This is a genomic window from Maribacter litoralis, from assembly GCF_902506355.1.
In the GTDB taxonomy this organism is placed as follows: Bacteria; Bacteroidota; Bacteroidia; order Flavobacteriales; family Flavobacteriaceae; genus Maribacter; species Maribacter litoralis.
On sequence record NZ_LR733271.1, the window covers coordinates 1,067,029 to 1,083,689 of the forward strand.

Here is a 16,661-nt window from a genome sequence, read left to right on the forward strand (position 1 = left end):
GATTAAAAACTTAAAGGTCTACCGCTTATAATTCTACATTCAATAATTGCCCAGTAAGCTGCAATAACTGTAGTTCTGCCAACTTAGCATCGTACTTTGCCAAATTCTTATTGGTCTGCGCGTTCAGTAAATTGATCTGTGCCTGTCTAAACTCTATTGATGTAATACTACCCAATTGAAACTGCTCTCTTGAGCGTTCAAAATTGTTCTGGTTGGTAAATACGTTCTGTTCTTGTATTTGATATATTTTCAGCAGATTCTCATATAACGCCATGGCGTTCTGCATATCACGATTTACCTCTAGCTCTACCTGCTTTCTTAACAATTCTTGATTGGCATAGGCAATTTTTGCATTCTTTACGCTTACCGTTGTACTACCGCCATCAAAAAGATTCCATGTTAAACTGGCACCCAATGCATAATTACCAACGTTAGAATTTGTACCTGGAAAAACCGCTCCCGTTAAAAATGCAGAAGGAGCATTCTGGTTTCTATTCCAACCGTAAGAACCCGTTAGCCCAATAGTAGGCAAATACCCAGACTTATTTACTTTAATGTCATAGGCATTAATGTTCAAATTGGTCTCTGTCTGTAGTACGGCCACGTTATTGGCTATGGCTTGATCCATAAACTCCACTATTTGAAACTTAGGTATAAAGACCACTGTGGTATCTACCATATACTGTGAACTTAAATCTTGATTCAACACTACGTTTAGATCGCGCTTTGCATTGGCCAATTGCTGCTCAGTGTTCAATAATGCAATACTATCATTGGTCATATCTACCTGTGCGTTCAAAATATCCAATTTGGTGTTTTGTCCGTATTCAAATGAATATTCAGACCTGGTAATCCTATCCCTAGAAATCTCCAAAGCTTGCTTTTGTACATTTCTATTTTCAGTTAAACGGGCAATTTCAAAATAGACCGTAAACATTTGGATCATGGTGTTCTCAATAGTCTCACGTGCCTGTAAGGTACTTAGCTGATACTGCTCTTTTAGTCTTTTATAGTTATAGTACCTACCCAAACCATCAAACAAAGTGTAATTAAGGTTTAAAGCCCCACTGTATCTTTGGCTCTCTGCACCATCAATGGAAATATCATCTCTAGCACTACCATCATCATTGAACTGCCCTGGGAATTCCGTAGTGGTATTATTGTTATTATATGTAGCGGCGGCAGTACCCGTTAAAGTTGGCAAATAGCCGGAGTTGAGCACACTGGCATTATTCTCGGCAATATCAACCTGACCTTTTGCAATCTCAATTCCAAAATTATTCTCCAATGCCTTAGCTACAGCCTCTTCTTTTGAGAGTGTTTTCTCTTGTGCAAAAATTGAACAAACAGGGAGAAATATCAATAATGTGATGAATCTTACTTTACTCATTATAACTTATCTAGATTCTTATGTGTTTGTGCACCATCTTCTATTGCATGTTGCGTATGACCTTCTAAATGCGCAGCTTCCTTTCTTTCTTTGATCGCTCTTTCTACCTCTTCTTTCGTAATCTTATGACCAGAAGCGAAAGATAGATTCTGTGCTTTTAAGTTGTTACTGAACGATAAAAACAATGGCAACATCAATAAGGTAAGCACCGTAGCAATACCAATACCATAAGCAATGGAAATTGCCATTGGCTTTAAGAATTGCGCCTGTCTACTGGTCTCTAACATTAATGGAGCTAAACCGGCGATTGTGGTTACCGATGTTAAGAAAATTGCTCTAAATCTTGATTTTCCCGCTTCAAAAATGGCGTTGTCAAAAGACATACCTTCTCTTAAATTAGTATTGAACTTACCTATGAGTACCAAACCATCATTAACCATAATACCGATCAATGCAATGATACCCAATATGGAAAGTACGTTTATTGGAAAATCATGAATCCAGTGACCCCAAGCAACTGCGGTAAAGCTAAATGGCACCAATAACAATAACATTAACGGCTGACTGAAACTTCTAAACGTAAATGCTATGGTAATATATATTAACAGAATTACGGTGAAACCTACAAGCTTTAAAGAACCCGTTAATTTCTCCAATTCTCTATTTTGCCCTTCATAAGAAGCACTTACCGTTGGATATTTAGATTGTATTTCCGGCATGTGTACGTTCTGAATCTCTGTCATGATTTCCGTAGGACTATCCTTTACATCTTTCATATCTGCGGATACCTGAATTTCTCGCCTTCCTTCTAAACGGTTGATGGCTACATCTCCACGAACAATAGTATAATCTGCAACCTCGCTTAATGGCACACGCTCACCAGATGGAGTTACAATTCTCATATCATCTAAATTGGAAATTGAAGAACGCTCTTCTCTATCATAGCGCACCCAAACCCTAATCTCATCTTGTGACCTTTGAAAACGTTGTGCCTGTACACCAAAGAAACCGGCACGAACCTGGGTCATTAAAGCTTGAAGATCCAAGCCAAGTAAATAGGCATTTTCCTTTAAGGTCAATCTGATTTCTTTAATACCGGCAGGATCATTATCTGCGATATCCTTTAATCTTGGGTTTTTAGTAAGTATATCCTTAAGCTCCTTTTTTGCAGCTTTTAACTCTTCTATATTATTACCCAACAAAGAAACCGAAACAGGCGATCCTCCAAAATTACCACCAGAACCATAGATCAAACTTTCTACGCCTAAAACCGGTCCCACTAACTCTTCTAATCTACGGGTAACCATATCCGCAGAAATATCATTAGGTCTTTCTTCGCCTGGTAATAGGTTAATGGTCAATACCGCAGATGAAGAACCTGGCCCCAATCTTCTGATCATATTTTCAAAAACCATTTTATCGCCTTCAGGAAAATATTTATCGGACAGTTCTTGATTTACTATGATTGCTTTCTCCTCTATAAATGAAATAATAGAATCTGTTATTTTCTCATTGGTTCCGTTTGGCATTTCTAGCTCTATACCCACACGGTCACTGGCAATTCTTGGAAAGAAAGCCGTTCTAATAATACCACCACCAACAGAACCTAACGTTAATATGAATGCCGAAGCGAAAACGGCGAACATAAATATTTTATGATTCATTGAAAATCTCAATACGGGAGTATAAAGATTATCACGCATCCATACCATTAATCTATCTCCAAACTCATTGATTACCCTAAGTTTGGCAAATGCATTTGCGAATCCGCTTTTTGGCTTGGTATCAATAGGCTGTAATGCTTTTGAATGTGCCAAGTGAGCAGGTAATATGACCAATGCCTCTACCAATGACACCACCAATGTTAAAATAACGATTACGGATACTTCACCAAAGAATTCCCCAATTCTACTATCTAAAAACAAGAAAATAGAGAATGCCAAAATAGTGGTTATAATAGCTGAAATAATTGGAGGCAATACCTCCATAGTACCGTCTACAGCTGCCTGAACAGGAGATTTACCCTTTTCATAATGCTGATAGATATTCTCTGCAATTACAATACCATCATCTACCAGAATACCGATAACTATAATCATACCGAATAAAGAAAGCACATTAATGGTCACATCGAAGAAACCGGCAAAAACAAACATTCCTAAAAATGCTACTGGCAACCCGAAGGCCACCCAGAACGCCAATCTTGTATTCAAGAAAAGAGATAGGAATATTAATACCAATACCATACCCATTATGGCATTTTCAGTTAACAACTGTGTTCTTTGATTTAGCGTGATAGATTGGTCGGAAACAACATCTAGCTTTATATTGTTGTACTTTTCATTAAAATCATCAACATATTCATTCACCTGATCCGCAGCTAAAATAAGATCTTCATTATTGGTACTTGTAATAGAGACACTAACAGATAAATTACCATTGAAATAACTTGCATTTGGCGTTTCTGCAAAACGATCTCTTACCTCTGCAACGTCTTTTAAACGAATTACGTTACCAGATTGATCTGCCCTAACCACAAGGTTATTTAACTCACTACCATAATACGAACGGTTATTGGCACGTATTAAGTACTCTTCGGCATCAGTCTTAATATTACCACCGGTAACTAGTATATTGGCATTACCAACTGCACTTGCAACTTCTGTAAATGAAAGTCCGTAGGCCAAAAGATCATTCTCGTTCACGGCTATTTCAATTTCTTCATCTGGAAAACCAGAAAGTTCTATTTGAGATATACCGTCCATGGCACGTAGATCATTCTCAATTTCCCTACCTACACTTTTTAATGTTGCCAACGGAATATTTTCTCCACTTATGGCAAATGATATGGTTTGGCGAACGGTCTCTAACTTAGAAACGATCAAAGGCTCCATACCTGTTGGGAAAGTTGGCACCCTATCTACCGCATTCTTGACCTCTAAAAGCATGAAATCAATGTTCTCTCCCTTCTCGATTTCTACATTGATCGTACCACTATTCTCCCTTGAAGTGGAAGTTACACGATCCACGCCCTCCAAGCCTTTTAGGTTGTCTTCTATCTTTAAGACGATACCCTCTTCTACCTCTTGTGGCGAAGCTCCTGGATAGGTAATAGTGATGGAAATATTCTTAGAATCGGTAAGTGGAAAATAAGATGATTTCAATGCCTTTGCACCAACAATACCAAAAAGGGCAAAGGATATTACTACGACATTAACGGCAACGTGATACCGAATAAAATATTCAATAAGTTTACGCATTATCCTTTTGTGTTTTCTGGTTGTTCAGCATAAATTTTCACCGCCATACCGGTATATGCACCGCTTATAGGTTTAGACACGATAGTTACGCCATCGGGAACATTTTTAAGCACTACGCGTTTATCGGAAAAATAAACAGGCTCTACATCGATAACATCTAGAATAGAATCTCTAACAACAAAAATTTTGTTGTCTTCCAATAAAAGCCCTCTATCTACCTCAATTGCATTTTCTTCCTTCTTAGCATCTAAATCTGCCTCTAAATACATTCCTTCACGTAGGTTTTTGTCCTCAACCTCTATGTAGGCATTAACGGTTTGCGTTGCTTGATCAATACTACCATTGATTCTCGTCACCTTACCTTTATATGTGCTGTTATCATCTAGATTTGTTAGCTCTACCGATTCGCCTACCTTCAATAAATCTGTATACCGCTTACTGATAGCCACTTCAAGTTCATAAACTTCCGTATTAATGAACTCTCCTAATTTTTGACCTGACCTTACCAGCGTACCTTCCGTAACCAACGTTTCGGTAAGAACACCAGAGAATGGCGCTGTAATGCGGTATTTAGATAATCTTTGCTCTAAATTCTTGACATTATAATAACTGGTAAGAATACCTCTACCAGATATAAAAAACTTTTCTTTCTCCGTACCCATTTCAGGTAGTGCAGGTGTACTTTTCGACATATCGAAATTAGCGAGGTAATCTTGCCATTTAGAATAGATATCCGGGTAGTCTAAACGTAAATCTGGCATTACTGCCGTTAATTGATTAAAAAGATCACTTTTTGCAGATTGAACACTTGCTGCATATTCATTTGCATCTATACTTATAATGGTCTCACCTTGGCGAAATGCCTGACCTTCTTTAAATAGCTTACTGCCTTTTTTGAATACACCTTGAACTTCAGCATAAAGCTCTACACGTTGTTTGGCAGTTAAATTACCATTGGCAGACACTACAATGGGCACCGTACCGTTTTCAACGACCTCGGTAAAAACAGTTTTTACAACCTTCTCTGATTTAGGCTTGAATGTTTTTTTACTATCAATAATATAACCCGCAAGAAAAAAGGATACTACAATTAGTAAAATACCTAGTACGGTAAAAATAATTTTTCGCATTTTATTATAATTTATAAGCGTATTTCAAAAAACACAGGATCAAAAGTACTTTTTAATATCCTTTAGGATTATGACGATTAAATGAAACGACCAAATTCAAATGTGAAACGACTTTGAAACAATCTCAGCTTTAAGCATTATTATCATTTTCATCACCATTTCCCAAAAGAGCATTTAACATCAACGTTTAAAAAACAATTACCGTCTAAGACAACAATCAAAATATTGTTAAAACAAGCTGCATTTTTAAACAGACTTTAACTAGATATTTTTGGAAATCAGTTAATCTTTGGCGAAACTACAAAAAAACACATCTGGCATTGAAAGCCCCTATGGTTAAAGTAATCATAAAAAAATATGACTTTTACGTTCGCTATAAAATAAAAAAGGGATGCTTTCGCATCCCTTTTACAATATATTCTACATTGATTTAATTTCGTTTTACATCTTCGTATTTGGTATCCACAATACGTGTTCTATTTGCTTCTCCTGTACCAAATTTCATATTTAAAAATTCGTCATCACTATCAAAAACTGCTAGTTTAGTGCTTTGCATTCGTAACAACGAATTAAGCGACCTAAAATCATTTCCCTGTAATTGAACAAATTCTAGATTACTTAAGGTTGCCATACCACTAGGCATATCTCCTTCAAACTGATTATATGAAAGAATTAATTCTCTCAAGTTCACCAAGCGACCTAAATCAACCTCTATTTCTCCTGCAAGCTTATTGCCAAACAACTCTAAACGCTCCAATTTTTGAAGATTTTCTAGAGACCTAGGTAGATTACCCTCTAGGTAATTACTGGATAGGTTCAACGTTTTAAGATTAGGAATTTCACCAATGCCTTCTGGAATTTCACCTTGAAACAAGTTGTTGAACATAGAAAGCTCTTCCAATTGTTTCATTTTTGAATACTCTTGTGGTAATGTACCCGAGATCTTATTCATTTCTAAACGTAATGATATCAAATTTTCTAAGCTGAAAAGGTCCTTAGGCAAATTACCTTCTAGAACATTGAAAGCAAGGTTCAACGATTTTAAATGAGTAAGGGCAGATATACCGTCTGGGATTGCTCCCGTTAGATTATTACGATACAATTTTAAACCAACCACATGACCATCTGCTACCTCAACACCATGCCAACTAGATGGATCTGCTGTAAGATCCCATTTTTGTTGCCATTGCTCACCAACGGTACTTTGGTTGAATTCTATTAAATACTGTTTCTCACTTGCCGGTATTTGGGCTTGCACCAAAACACTACAGGCCAGAAGAATAAATAAGCAGGTTTGTTTGATATTATTTTTCATACTGAAAAAATTAGATTTTGGGGGATTTCAATTCATACAATTAACACCTAAAAACATCATTTAGAACACTTTGGTGTAAAAAGTACTTTTATTATAACGTGCGAAAATTACATTTATGATAGTTTGGTATTTTAAATTGTAGAAAAATAAAAAAGAGATGCTGTTCAACATCTCTTTTTTTCACCAAACTAACTAAAAGTGTAAACTACTCTTACTCTTCTATATCTTCAAACTTCGTATCTGCCATTCTGGTTCTACTGAAGTTAATATCCTTAAATTCAATTTTCTCATCTTCCTTATCATAATCAAAAACCAAGTACTCTTTAGTTTCCAAAAGTTCTAAAGCTTTAAATGAACTGAAATTGTTATTCTGTATTTGAAAAACCTCTAAACTCGCCAATTGTGAAAATTCATTCGGAATATCACCAATAAGCCTATTATTTGCCAATACCAATTCTTTCAACTTACTAAGGTTACCCATATCTCGTGGAATAGTACCTTCTAGTCTATTTTCAAAAAGACCAAGGGTCTCTAATTGAGACAACGCACCTAATGAACTAGGAATATCGCCGTGCAACTCATTACTAGAAAGGTTCAACACCTTTAAACCTTTTAAATTACCTACCGAAGCAGGAATTTCACCTGTGAAAAAATTATTGAATGCAGAAAGCTCCTCTAATTGTAACAAACTACCAATACCTTCTGGCAGCTCACCATTTAGCCTGTTCATTTCTAATTTCAATACTTTTAAATTGGAAAGATTTTCTATTTCTACCGGTAACTTACCTGTCAATGAATTAAAAGCAAGATTTAAAACTCTTAAATTCTCCAAATCACCAATCTCTGAGGATAGCGACCCCATTAAATTATTATGGAACAAGTTGATTTCAACTACTTTATCATCTTCAACCTTAACGCCATGCCATGAAGAAACCGGAGCTTTTAAATCCCACTTCTTTACCCAATGCATACCATTGGTAGTTTCGTAAAGGTCAATTAATGCTTTTTTCTCTTTTTTAGAAACTTCTGCAAAACAAACGGTTGTTAGAAACAACAAGCTGAAACTTAAATAGTATAGTTTTTTCATATGATGGTGGTTTGGTATTCGTATTCAACTAAGAATTATCCTACAAATTTGAACTAATAACGTTGAAAACTGAAATTTTATCGTTGATTTACCCTGCTTTGTTGTGAAACTACCAAAATATGTTGTGAAACCCCTGAAATCTGTGGTAAGAAAATTACGAGTTACGTTAACTCCTCAATATCAATGGTTAAGGTTTCCCACTTTTGCATTAACGTCTCTAATTTCTTCTTTTTGGCTTGGTAACCATCAAAGAAATTAGGTTCCGCAATAGTGGCATCATAATCTACAAGCAGGTTATGATCAATTTCCTTAATTTCTTTTTCTAAAGTACCGATCTTACTTTCTACCGAACTCAATTGATTTTTAAGACTCTTAATCTTTTTCTGATCCTGAAAAGATGTGGATGCTTTTGGTTTTTCCTTCTCTGTAATTACTGTTTGTTTTTTTTCAATCGACCTAAAATCTTCTACTTTTCTTTGCTCTAAATAGAAATCAACATCGCCCAAGTATTCTCTAATTTTTTGATCTTTAAATTCATAGACCTTATTGGTAAGTCCTTGTAAAAAATCTCTATCATGAGAAACCAATATTAGGGTTCCTTCAAAATTTAAACAAGCTTGCTTTAATACATTCTTAGATTTAATATCCAAGTGGTTGGTAGGCTCATCCATTACAAGTACATTGAAGGGCTGTAAAAGCATTTTAGCTAAAGCCAAACGGTTACGTTCACCACCGGATAGTACTTTTACGTATTTATCCACTTCATCGCCCCTAAATAAAAACGATCCTAAAATATCTCTTACCTTGCTTCTGTTCTTTTCATTTGCAGCATCGATCATAGTATCTAGTATGGTCTTGTTACCATCTAAATATTCTGCTTGGTTCTGTGCAAAATATCCTATTTGAACGTTGTGCCCTAGCTTTAGGTGACCTTCATGTTCTAGTTCGCCAACTATAATCTTTGCCAAAGTAGATTTACCTTGTCCGTTCTGACCTACAAATGCGGTTTTACTATCACGCTCTATAAGTAGGTTAATATCGTTCAACACCAATTTACTACCGTAAGATTTGGAAAGCTCCTCTATTTCTACAACAACTTTACCTGGCGTAACGGAAATAGGAAAACGTAAGCTCATAACACTATTGTCATCTTCATCTACCTCAATGCGCTCAATTTTATCGAGCTTTTTTATCAATGATTGTGCCATTGAAGCTTTGGTAGATTTAGCTCTAAACTTTTCTATTAATCGTTCTGCCTGTTGAATTTCTTTCTCTTGATTTTTTTGAGCGTTAATTTGTTGTTGCTTGATCTCGTTTCTTAAAACCAAGTACTCGGTATATGGCTTATTATAATCGTATATACGACCTAAAGAAATTTCTATGGTTCTATTGGTAACATTATCTAAGAACATTTTATCGTGAGAAACAATTACCACTGCACCGGTATAATTGTTCAAAAACTGTTCAAACCAAATAATGGATTCAATATCCAAGTGGTTAGTAGGCTCATCGAGAAGCAGTACATCATTACTTTGTAGTAAAAGTTTTGCCAGTTCTATTCGCATTCGCCAGCCACCTGAGAATGTTTCGGTCTTTTTATCGAAATCTTCTCTCTTAAAACCTAAACCTTGAAGTATTTTCTCTGTTTCACCTTGGTAATTATAACCGCCCAAAATTTCATAATGTTGGGTGATATCACTTAAATCTACTATTAACTGATTATATGATTCAGATTCGTAGTCCGTTCGTTCTGCAAGTTGATGATTGATTTCATCTAACTTTAATTCTAAAGCCTTGATCTCTTCAAAAGCCTGATAAGCCTCTTCTAAAACCGACCTACCTTGAACAAAATCTATATCCTGCCTTAAAAAGCCAATTTTAATGTCTTTTTCAACCGCAATGACACCGGTATCCAAAGCCATATCTTTATTGAGCAGTTTTAATAAGGTTGACTTACCAGCTCCGTTTTTACCTACTAGTCCTACTCGATTACCCGCATTTAAACGAAATGAAATTTCTTCAAATAGATATTCTCCTCCAAAAGAGACAGATAGGTTGTGAACGTTTAACATAAATTCTTATTCTTCTTGTTGACCCAAGGTGTGGATAACATATACCCATACCTTTTGTGCTTATTTATCTTTTCTTGCTATAGATATAAGACAAGAAAAATGCCTTAAAATCGTACCTTAGTATAAAGTTTTGCAAATGTTAAAAAAAGGAAACAAACTCTACAGTATTTTAACAGGAAGTTGCCCCAGATGCCATAAAGAAAGTATGTATTTAGATAAAAACCCATATCATATGGGTAAAATCTTTGAAATGCACGAACGTTGTAGCCATTGTGGCCTAAAATATAAGATTGAACCTTCTTTCTTTTACGGAGCTATGTATGTAAGCTATGCCGTGGGAATTGCTTTCGCCGTTGCCGCATTTGTAATCGCAAATCTTTTTCTTGGTGCCGACCTTATTACAACGTTCATTGCCATTATTGGAACACTCATTGTATTTATGCCTGTAATTATGAGGATTTCAAGAAACATTTGGATCAATATGTTCGTAAAATATGACCCAAAGGCTAGTCAAAAAAAGACTAATATTCACCAAAACGAGTAATATCCATTTCTGGCAAAAGCGGTATTTTAGATTCTATATAGTCATAAAGTGATCGTGCCGCCCAAGGGGCAATGGTTATACCATGGGAACCAAAACCGTTCAACACCCATAAATTCTTATGCTTTGGATGTTGCCCCACCAAAGGTCTTCTATCTTTAACCGTAGGTCGCATACCGGCTACGTGGTCTACAACGGTAAAGGAACAATCTAAAAGATTTTTTAATTTATCTACAAGCTCATTTTTAGCCTCTTCTGTAGTTATATTGTCTTTTTGATTCCTATTATATGTTGCACCAACCTTGTACAGATCATTACCTAGTGGAATTAAAAATATTGATGACTTAATAATATTCGATTCATCTAGTTCTTTTGCCTCAATTACTATATACTCTCCTTTAGAGCCCTGCATGGGCAAGTAATTGAAATACGGATTACGCATTAACCCGAAACCTTCGGTGAATACTATATGTTTTGCTTTTATGTTTTGATAAGTAATACAATCTTTTTCAAACTGTATTTCACCATAATCAAAAGTATCCAGCATCAGCTTATCATTGTCACGCAGCCAATTCTCATAACTATCAAATAATAGATTAGTATTCAATTTACCTGTTTGCAATACTTTACCGAATTTAAACGGAGCTTTTAATGCGGCATTCTCATTAGCAGTCAAGGAAGTATCCATATAAGGTTTTAACTTGACTTTATCGGCTGCCTCAAACCATAAATTTTGTTCTTCTATACTGGCGAATTTTCGAAAAACACTTAATTTTTCATCAAACCTTACATCTAGTAATTCTTCTAAGTCGGAATAAAACCGAGTAGCTATAGGAAGTTGCTCATCTGCACGCCAAGAAAGGGTAAACCTTTTTAAAATTACAGGGTTATATAACCCGCCAGCAACACGAGACGATGTTTGCGAACGGTCGTTAAACACTACGAACGTTTTATTATTTCTACGCAAATTCTCGCAAAAAGCAGTACCTGCCAAACCAAGCCCTACGACTATATAATCTACCATAGCACAAATGTACTTACAATGTATGAAACCATATAAAACAAAAGACCCGATCTGTCGATCGGGTCTTTTTTATGTGAATTGGATTTTCAGCAAGCTTAATAAGCCCACATGTCTTGTTCTTTATCTCTAATAGTTTCTTTAATTCTCTTCGCTTCCAATAACTGGAACAAAGCATTATCAGAAATATAATCATCGATGTTTCTATCTCCTTGTACGTTATCCTCTTTATAAATAACGGCATTGAATCTACGTGCATTCAGTAACATATCAAATGAGATTGGCTGTGCAGAATTCTGAGAGTTAAACAGCTTTGCCTCGTGTAACATTTCACGAGCATCTGGGTACCATACCCAAAAAAGCTCAACCATATCAGGATTCTCATCATCCATAAAGTTAACATCTGGAGCAACTGGAGCAATACCTAAAAGACGGTATTTTAATTCTCCTTGTCTCTTATCAAAATACCATATTCCTTTAATATGATACTCTTCAATATCTGCTGCAGATATAGTTCTACGGGTAATATACTCTTCAGAAACAGCTTCACCTGCATTCATTTGTTCATACCCATAATCTAGAGTATCGACCATCTGCAATGCATCTTTTAAATCTGCATAAGTTCTTTTTTGTGTAAAATAAGAATCTGTATAGGTATCTAATTTTCCACTTTTTAAATTTTTAACCAGTACATGGTATAACGATCTTCTATCAGGACCTATATCCATTGTATCTGTTGGGTAGTATAATGGGAAGTTTACTCTCTCATCTAAATCTATGGTCTCCCATAAAGTCTTAGACCAAAGTATATCCCTATCATCTACATAACCATATTCTAACGGAGCATCATTATCTACAGCTTTCTGTGCTTCTGTACGAATACCAACCTCTTCTGGTTTTTTAGCATTCAATACATTTGCTTGGGCCATCATTGATAACGGTAACATTGTTACCACTCCCATTACTAAAACATTTTTCCAATTCATGTTTGCTACACTTTAAAATTAACCGGGCAAGACCAATGGGCTTACCCGGTATCATTCTATTTATTTAGTTTGTAATCTCCACAACTACTGGAGATACTTTCTTCAACTTGTACGTTTTATTATTTGTGATATAAGCTTCGATGTCAAATATTTGAACAACATCTCCTCTTTTAGCACGACCTAAAGCTTGTTTAGCCTTAGCATTCATTTTGTTTCCTCTTACAGAAACTGTTGGTTGACCTGGTACTTTGAATTTGAAACCGCTTACCGCTAAGTTCAAATCAAAATCGAAGTCTTCTAAACCAGCACCTATAGTAGCGATCTCAACGTTTCTCTTTGGAAGTTTAAGACTACCTGTTTGCTTGCTTATGCTACCTGAAGGTCTTGGAATATCCTTAATTCTGAATTCAGACTTAGAAGATACTGTTTGACCATCTGGTAAAGTACCTGATGCTGTAATAGTAACATTTCTACCAGTACCTGGTGTCATTACATATTTACTACCACTTACACTCTTAAGGCCTGGAGCAGAAGCTCTTACCTTATTGTTAGGTATACCTGGTATTGAGATAGACATTGGGTTAGCAACACCTCTATAAACAACATTCATTTTATCTGCAGCGATCAAAGCAGCGTTTGGCTTAGATATAGTTGCGAACGAGTTGTTAACCTCAACAGGAATTTCTTCACCGTCTTGCTTAAAGTAGATAGTACCTTTTACTTCATGGTCACCGGCAGAACCAGAACCAATCAACATTTTAACACCACCTGCTTCTAATTTGTAATCAGTACCTTCAGATAATTTTCTTCCGTCTAAAGTCAATTCTGCTCTTACCGGAGTAGAAGAATTATCAGTTTTACTAATAATGATTTTACCATCATACTTTTCACCTGCGTAGTATGCAGATTTTGTAGCTGAAAGTGAAGTTGCAAAGTTCTTTAAAGAAACCTGGTTAGACAACTCACCTGCCAACATTGATTTTAATGCTGCTTCTTCAGTTATTTTAACGTCAGCTTGTAACTGAGTTAATTTTGCCAAAGATGCTACCAAAGGATATCCTTCGTAGTGGTAGTTGATCCAATCTTGCTTAGTACCGTCTCTTTTCTCAACTTTACCATTCTCGTCACCTGTTTGGAAACGATCGATAACAGATTGCTTTAAAGCTTCTGGTACAATTGCAGCTACTTGGTCTCTATAACCAGTTAGGTTGCTCATGAACTTTTTACCATCTTCTGATAAAGTTTCACCTTGAAATAATTTCTGATCTAAATAATCAGACATATCCATACGAGCATAATCCTTAGGATCTTCTATACCTTCAGTCATACCTGTTTTAAGTCCTTCTAGGTAATCATAATACTCTTGAGACATTGCTTTGATCTTCTGAGCATCTTGATATAACTTTTCGTACTTCGCAGCATCTTCAGATGCTTTAGTTCCAAGACTTTCCAAGAACGCATTGTTACTTGCTGTAGTCTTTTCGTTAGAAGTCTCTAGCTTTTCATTCATAATACCGAATGCTGCTAGCACCTCTTTACTCATGTTTAACGCCAACATTGCGATGAAGATCAAATACATTAAGTTGACCATCTTCTGACGTGGTGATTGTTTTCCTCCTGCCATGGATTTTTAATTTAGATTTTTAATTAATAATTGATTCGGGTCGGTAAAAATCCAAATTAGTTTTTGCTCATTGCAGATAACATACCACCATAAACACCATTCAATGAAGAAAGGTTTGTAGATAAAGAAGCCATTTGCTCTTTAAGTGCACTTGCATTTTGAACAACTTCTTCATTAACTGAAGCTTGCTTGCTAGCACTTTCTAATTGTACTTTATAAAGACTGTTCAAAGACTCCATTTGAGCGGCAGCCTGAACCATTTCACTAGAATATTTCTTAGTAGATTCCATAGCATCTACTGTCGGAGCGATACCTTTAGCGGCACCTTCAAAATTCTTAATGCTAGAACCTAAGCTTTCCATAAGATTTGCATCAACACCTGCTTCTTTCAATAAATCATCTAATTTCTTAGATAAAGACGCTTCTGCTTCTTTTATTTCTGTAGCAGCTTGTGCTTTTTTAGGAGCTTTGCCCTCACCACCAGCTAATTCTGGGTATACTAATGACCAATCTAAATCGTCATCTACTGGTTCAAATGCACTGATCGCAAAAATAAGTGCCTCTGTAATAAGACCTATCGCTAGAAGAATACCACCGTTTAATGGACCTAACTCCCAGTGAAGAATTTTAAATAATGCACCAATAATTACAACTGATGCCCCTAGGCCGTAGGCCATGTTAAATAATTTTTTTGTGGATTTTGACTGTGCCATGATTTTAATTTAATTTAAGGTTTAATAAAAAAGATTTGGTTAAAAAATGAATTTGAATTTATTATAAAACTGTTAATATTATTATTTATTGTGTTGAGTCTTCCTCACCCATATAATCTTGTACTGTTCTGAAACCTATGTAACTACGAGCTGAATCTGCGTACTCAAAGTCTCTTGTACTTACCTGCAAAAAGTATGCTACATCTTTCCAAGATCCTCCTCTAATAACTTTTCTCGTATTAGATTGGTCACCTCCGTTAGGGTTCATGGTTGAAACATAATCGTAAGCACTTGGATCGTAACTTGAGTTTGTCCACTCAGAAACATTACCGGCCATATTGTACATATTGAAATCGTTTGGTTCGTAAGACTTAGCTTCTACGGTATATAATGCTGCATCTGCCGCGTAATCTCCACGTTGTGGCTTAAAGTTTGCCATGAAACAACCTGTATCGCTAATTACGTATGGTCCACCCCAAGGGTACGTACCACCTTCGATACCACCTCTTGCTGCATATTCCCATTCTGCTTCTGTTGGAAGTCTAAACTGGTTTACAAATTGCTTACCACGACTCTTGTTATCATCGTTTTTATACTTTGTTCTCCAGTTACAGAATGCTTTAGCTTGCTGCCAAGTAATACCAACTACAGGGTATTCGCTATAGGCATCATGCCAGAAGTAATCATTATGCATAGGTTCGTTGTAAGAGTAAGAGAAATCTCTGATCCATACCGTTGTATCTGGATAAATTTCTACCTCTTCTGTCTTGATAAAGTCTTTACGGCTTGTGTTTCCTTTTACAGAAGCTCTTGCCGCAGCTTCAATATCCATCCAGCTATATTTATATTTTAATTGCTTAACATCGATTGTACGTTGACCGTTATAAGACTCTTCTTCAGATAAATAGATAGAATCCATGATTTCGGTATAATACTCATCTGGATAATCTGACGTATCCCAAATCAGTTCTTCGTCTTTGCTCAACGCTCTACCTTCGTATCCTGTTTCGCCCATACCGGAATAATTATCTAACATATACTTGTCATAAACAGATGCTCTTGTAGTATCTGCATCTTTAAATGCATAATCACCGATACCACCTTCTTCTGGGCCAATACCCAACTCATCTGCTAAAATGGCCAACTTGGTTCTAACAATAGAATCTTTTACCCATTCAACAAATTGACGATACTCACTATTAGTGATTTCAGTATCATCCATGTAAAAAGAACGTACCGTAACTGTCTTAGTAGGTGCATTCAATAATTTTCCTTGGTCTTCTTCACTCTTACCCATGATAAAAGAACCCCTAGGGATAAGTTCCATACCATATGGTTTTTCTGGATACCACTTTTTTCCCTGGACTCCGGTTAGCTCACCTTTCTGTTTAGACCCACAACTTGTGAGTAAAAAAACAAACGCTATAGAGGATAACAATAGCTTCTTCATACTTTAGGTTAAATTTCGATTATGGTTTAAACTCAGAATACAATAATTTATTCTAACAACTAAAACTAGGTT

General features: G+C 35.9%; 12 protein-coding genes. 1 reads left to right on the forward strand and 11 read right to left on the reverse strand.

Annotated features, from left to right (window positions below; genetic code table 11):
- Positions 1-25: 25 nt before the first annotated feature.
- The 6 genes from EXIGUO8A_RS04430 to EXIGUO8A_RS04455 all read right to left on the reverse strand — a co-directional run bounded on the left by EXIGUO8A_RS04430 (position 26) and on the right by EXIGUO8A_RS04455 (position 10,254).
- Positions 26-1,390, reverse strand: a complete 1,365-nt coding sequence (locus EXIGUO8A_RS04430; protein ID WP_159302083.1) for a TolC family protein — start codon at positions 1,388-1,390, stop codon at positions 26-28.
- Complete coding sequence (locus tag EXIGUO8A_RS04435) at positions 1,390-4,650, reverse strand: efflux RND transporter permease subunit (protein ID WP_159302084.1); 3,261 nt, start codon at positions 4,648-4,650, stop codon at positions 1,390-1,392. The genes EXIGUO8A_RS04430 and EXIGUO8A_RS04435 overlap by 1 nt, the downstream gene beginning before the upstream one ends.
- On the reverse strand, positions 4,650-5,780 hold the full coding sequence (locus EXIGUO8A_RS04440; protein WP_159302085.1) for an efflux RND transporter periplasmic adaptor subunit: 1,131 nt from the start codon (positions 5,778-5,780) through the stop codon (positions 4,650-4,652). The genes EXIGUO8A_RS04435 and EXIGUO8A_RS04440 overlap by 1 nt, the downstream gene beginning before the upstream one ends.
- Positions 5,781-6,210: 430 nt before the next feature.
- Positions 6,211-7,095 carry a leucine-rich repeat domain-containing protein gene (locus EXIGUO8A_RS04445; RefSeq protein ID WP_159302086.1) on the reverse strand — a complete coding sequence of 295 codons (885 nt, stop codon included), beginning with the start codon at positions 7,093-7,095 and terminating at the stop codon, positions 6,211-6,213.
- A gap of 211 nt (positions 7,096-7,306) precedes the next feature.
- Positions 7,307-8,182 carry a leucine-rich repeat domain-containing protein gene (locus EXIGUO8A_RS04450; RefSeq protein ID WP_116771082.1) on the reverse strand — a complete coding sequence of 292 codons (876 nt, stop codon included), beginning with the start codon at positions 8,180-8,182 and terminating at the stop codon, positions 7,307-7,309.
- Positions 8,183-8,343: 161 nt separating this feature from the next.
- Entirely contained in the window at positions 8,344-10,254 is a 1,911-nt protein-coding gene (locus tag EXIGUO8A_RS04455) for an ABC-F family ATP-binding cassette domain-containing protein (RefSeq protein WP_159302087.1), read from the reverse strand.
- Positions 10,255-10,390: 136 nt separating this feature from the next.
- On the opposite strand from EXIGUO8A_RS04455, the gene EXIGUO8A_RS04460 reads away from it, so the two are divergent.
- A complete protein-coding gene (locus EXIGUO8A_RS04460; protein ID WP_159302088.1) occupies positions 10,391-10,798 on the forward strand; it encodes a DUF983 domain-containing protein in 408 nt (135 codons plus the stop codon).
- Here EXIGUO8A_RS04460 and EXIGUO8A_RS04465 read toward each other — a convergent pair.
- The 5 genes from EXIGUO8A_RS04465 to porK form a co-directional block, all read right to left on the reverse strand.
- The gene (locus tag EXIGUO8A_RS04465; protein WP_159302089.1) at positions 10,776-11,819 is read right to left on the reverse strand and encodes an NAD(P)/FAD-dependent oxidoreductase; all 1,044 of its coding nucleotides are present in this window, start codon (positions 11,817-11,819) and stop codon (positions 10,776-10,778) included. The genes EXIGUO8A_RS04460 and EXIGUO8A_RS04465 overlap by 23 nt on opposite strands.
- Before the next feature lie 95 nt (positions 11,820-11,914).
- Complete coding sequence (gene porN, locus EXIGUO8A_RS04470; protein ID WP_116771086.1) at positions 11,915-12,802, reverse strand: type IX secretion system ring subunit PorN/GldN; 888 nt, start codon at positions 12,800-12,802, stop codon at positions 11,915-11,917.
- 64 nt (positions 12,803-12,866) lie between these two features.
- Positions 12,867-14,426 carry a type IX secretion system motor protein PorM/GldM gene (gene porM / locus EXIGUO8A_RS04475; protein ID WP_116771087.1) on the reverse strand — a complete coding sequence of 520 codons (1,560 nt, stop codon included), beginning with the start codon at positions 14,424-14,426 and terminating at the stop codon, positions 12,867-12,869.
- 56 nt (positions 14,427-14,482) lie between these two features.
- Complete coding sequence (porL, locus tag EXIGUO8A_RS04480; protein ID WP_116771088.1) at positions 14,483-15,139, reverse strand: type IX secretion system motor protein PorL/GldL; 657 nt, start codon at positions 15,137-15,139, stop codon at positions 14,483-14,485.
- An 85-nt stretch (positions 15,140-15,224) separates the two neighbouring features.
- Positions 15,225-16,589, reverse strand: coding sequence for a T9SS ring complex lipoprotein PorK/GldK (gene porK / locus EXIGUO8A_RS04485; RefSeq protein WP_116771089.1), 1,365 nt, complete (start codon positions 16,587-16,589; stop codon positions 15,225-15,227).
- Positions 16,590-16,661 lie beyond the last annotated feature (72 nt).

Excerpts from the sequence above, each read along its gene's own strand:
- EXIGUO8A_RS04430 (WP_159302083.1), bottom strand. The coding sequence starts at position 1,390 with ATGAGTAAAGTAAGATTCATCACATTATTGATATTTCTCCCTGTTTGT.
- EXIGUO8A_RS04435 (WP_159302084.1), bottom strand. The coding sequence starts at position 4,650 with ATGCGTAAACTTATTGAATATTTTATTCGGTATCACGTTGCCGTTAAT.
- EXIGUO8A_RS04440 (WP_159302085.1), bottom strand. The coding sequence starts at position 5,780 with ATGCGAAAAATTATTTTTACCGTACTAGGTATTTTACTAATTGTAGTA.
- EXIGUO8A_RS04445 (WP_159302086.1), bottom strand. The coding sequence starts at position 7,095 with ATGAAAAATAATATCAAACAAACCTGCTTATTTATTCTTCTGGCCTGT.
- EXIGUO8A_RS04450 (WP_116771082.1), bottom strand. The coding sequence starts at position 8,182 with ATGAAAAAACTATACTATTTAAGTTTCAGCTTGTTGTTTCTAACAACC.
- EXIGUO8A_RS04455 (WP_159302087.1), bottom strand. The coding sequence starts at position 10,254 with ATGTTAAACGTTCACAACCTATCTGTCTCTTTTGGAGGAGAATATCTA.
- EXIGUO8A_RS04460 (WP_159302088.1), top strand. The coding sequence starts at position 10,391 with ATGTTAAAAAAAGGAAACAAACTCTACAGTATTTTAACAGGAAGTTGC.
- EXIGUO8A_RS04465 (WP_159302089.1), bottom strand. The coding sequence starts at position 11,819 with ATGGTAGATTATATAGTCGTAGGGCTTGGTTTGGCAGGTACTGCTTTT.
- porN (WP_116771086.1), bottom strand. The coding sequence starts at position 12,802 with ATGAATTGGAAAAATGTTTTAGTAATGGGAGTGGTAACAATGTTACCG.
- porM (WP_116771087.1), bottom strand. The coding sequence starts at position 14,426 with ATGGCAGGAGGAAAACAATCACCACGTCAGAAGATGGTCAACTTAATG.
- porL (WP_116771088.1), bottom strand. The coding sequence starts at position 15,139 with ATGGCACAGTCAAAATCCACAAAAAAATTATTTAACATGGCCTACGGC.
- porK (WP_116771089.1), bottom strand. The coding sequence starts at position 16,589 with ATGAAGAAGCTATTGTTATCCTCTATAGCGTTTGTTTTTTTACTCACA.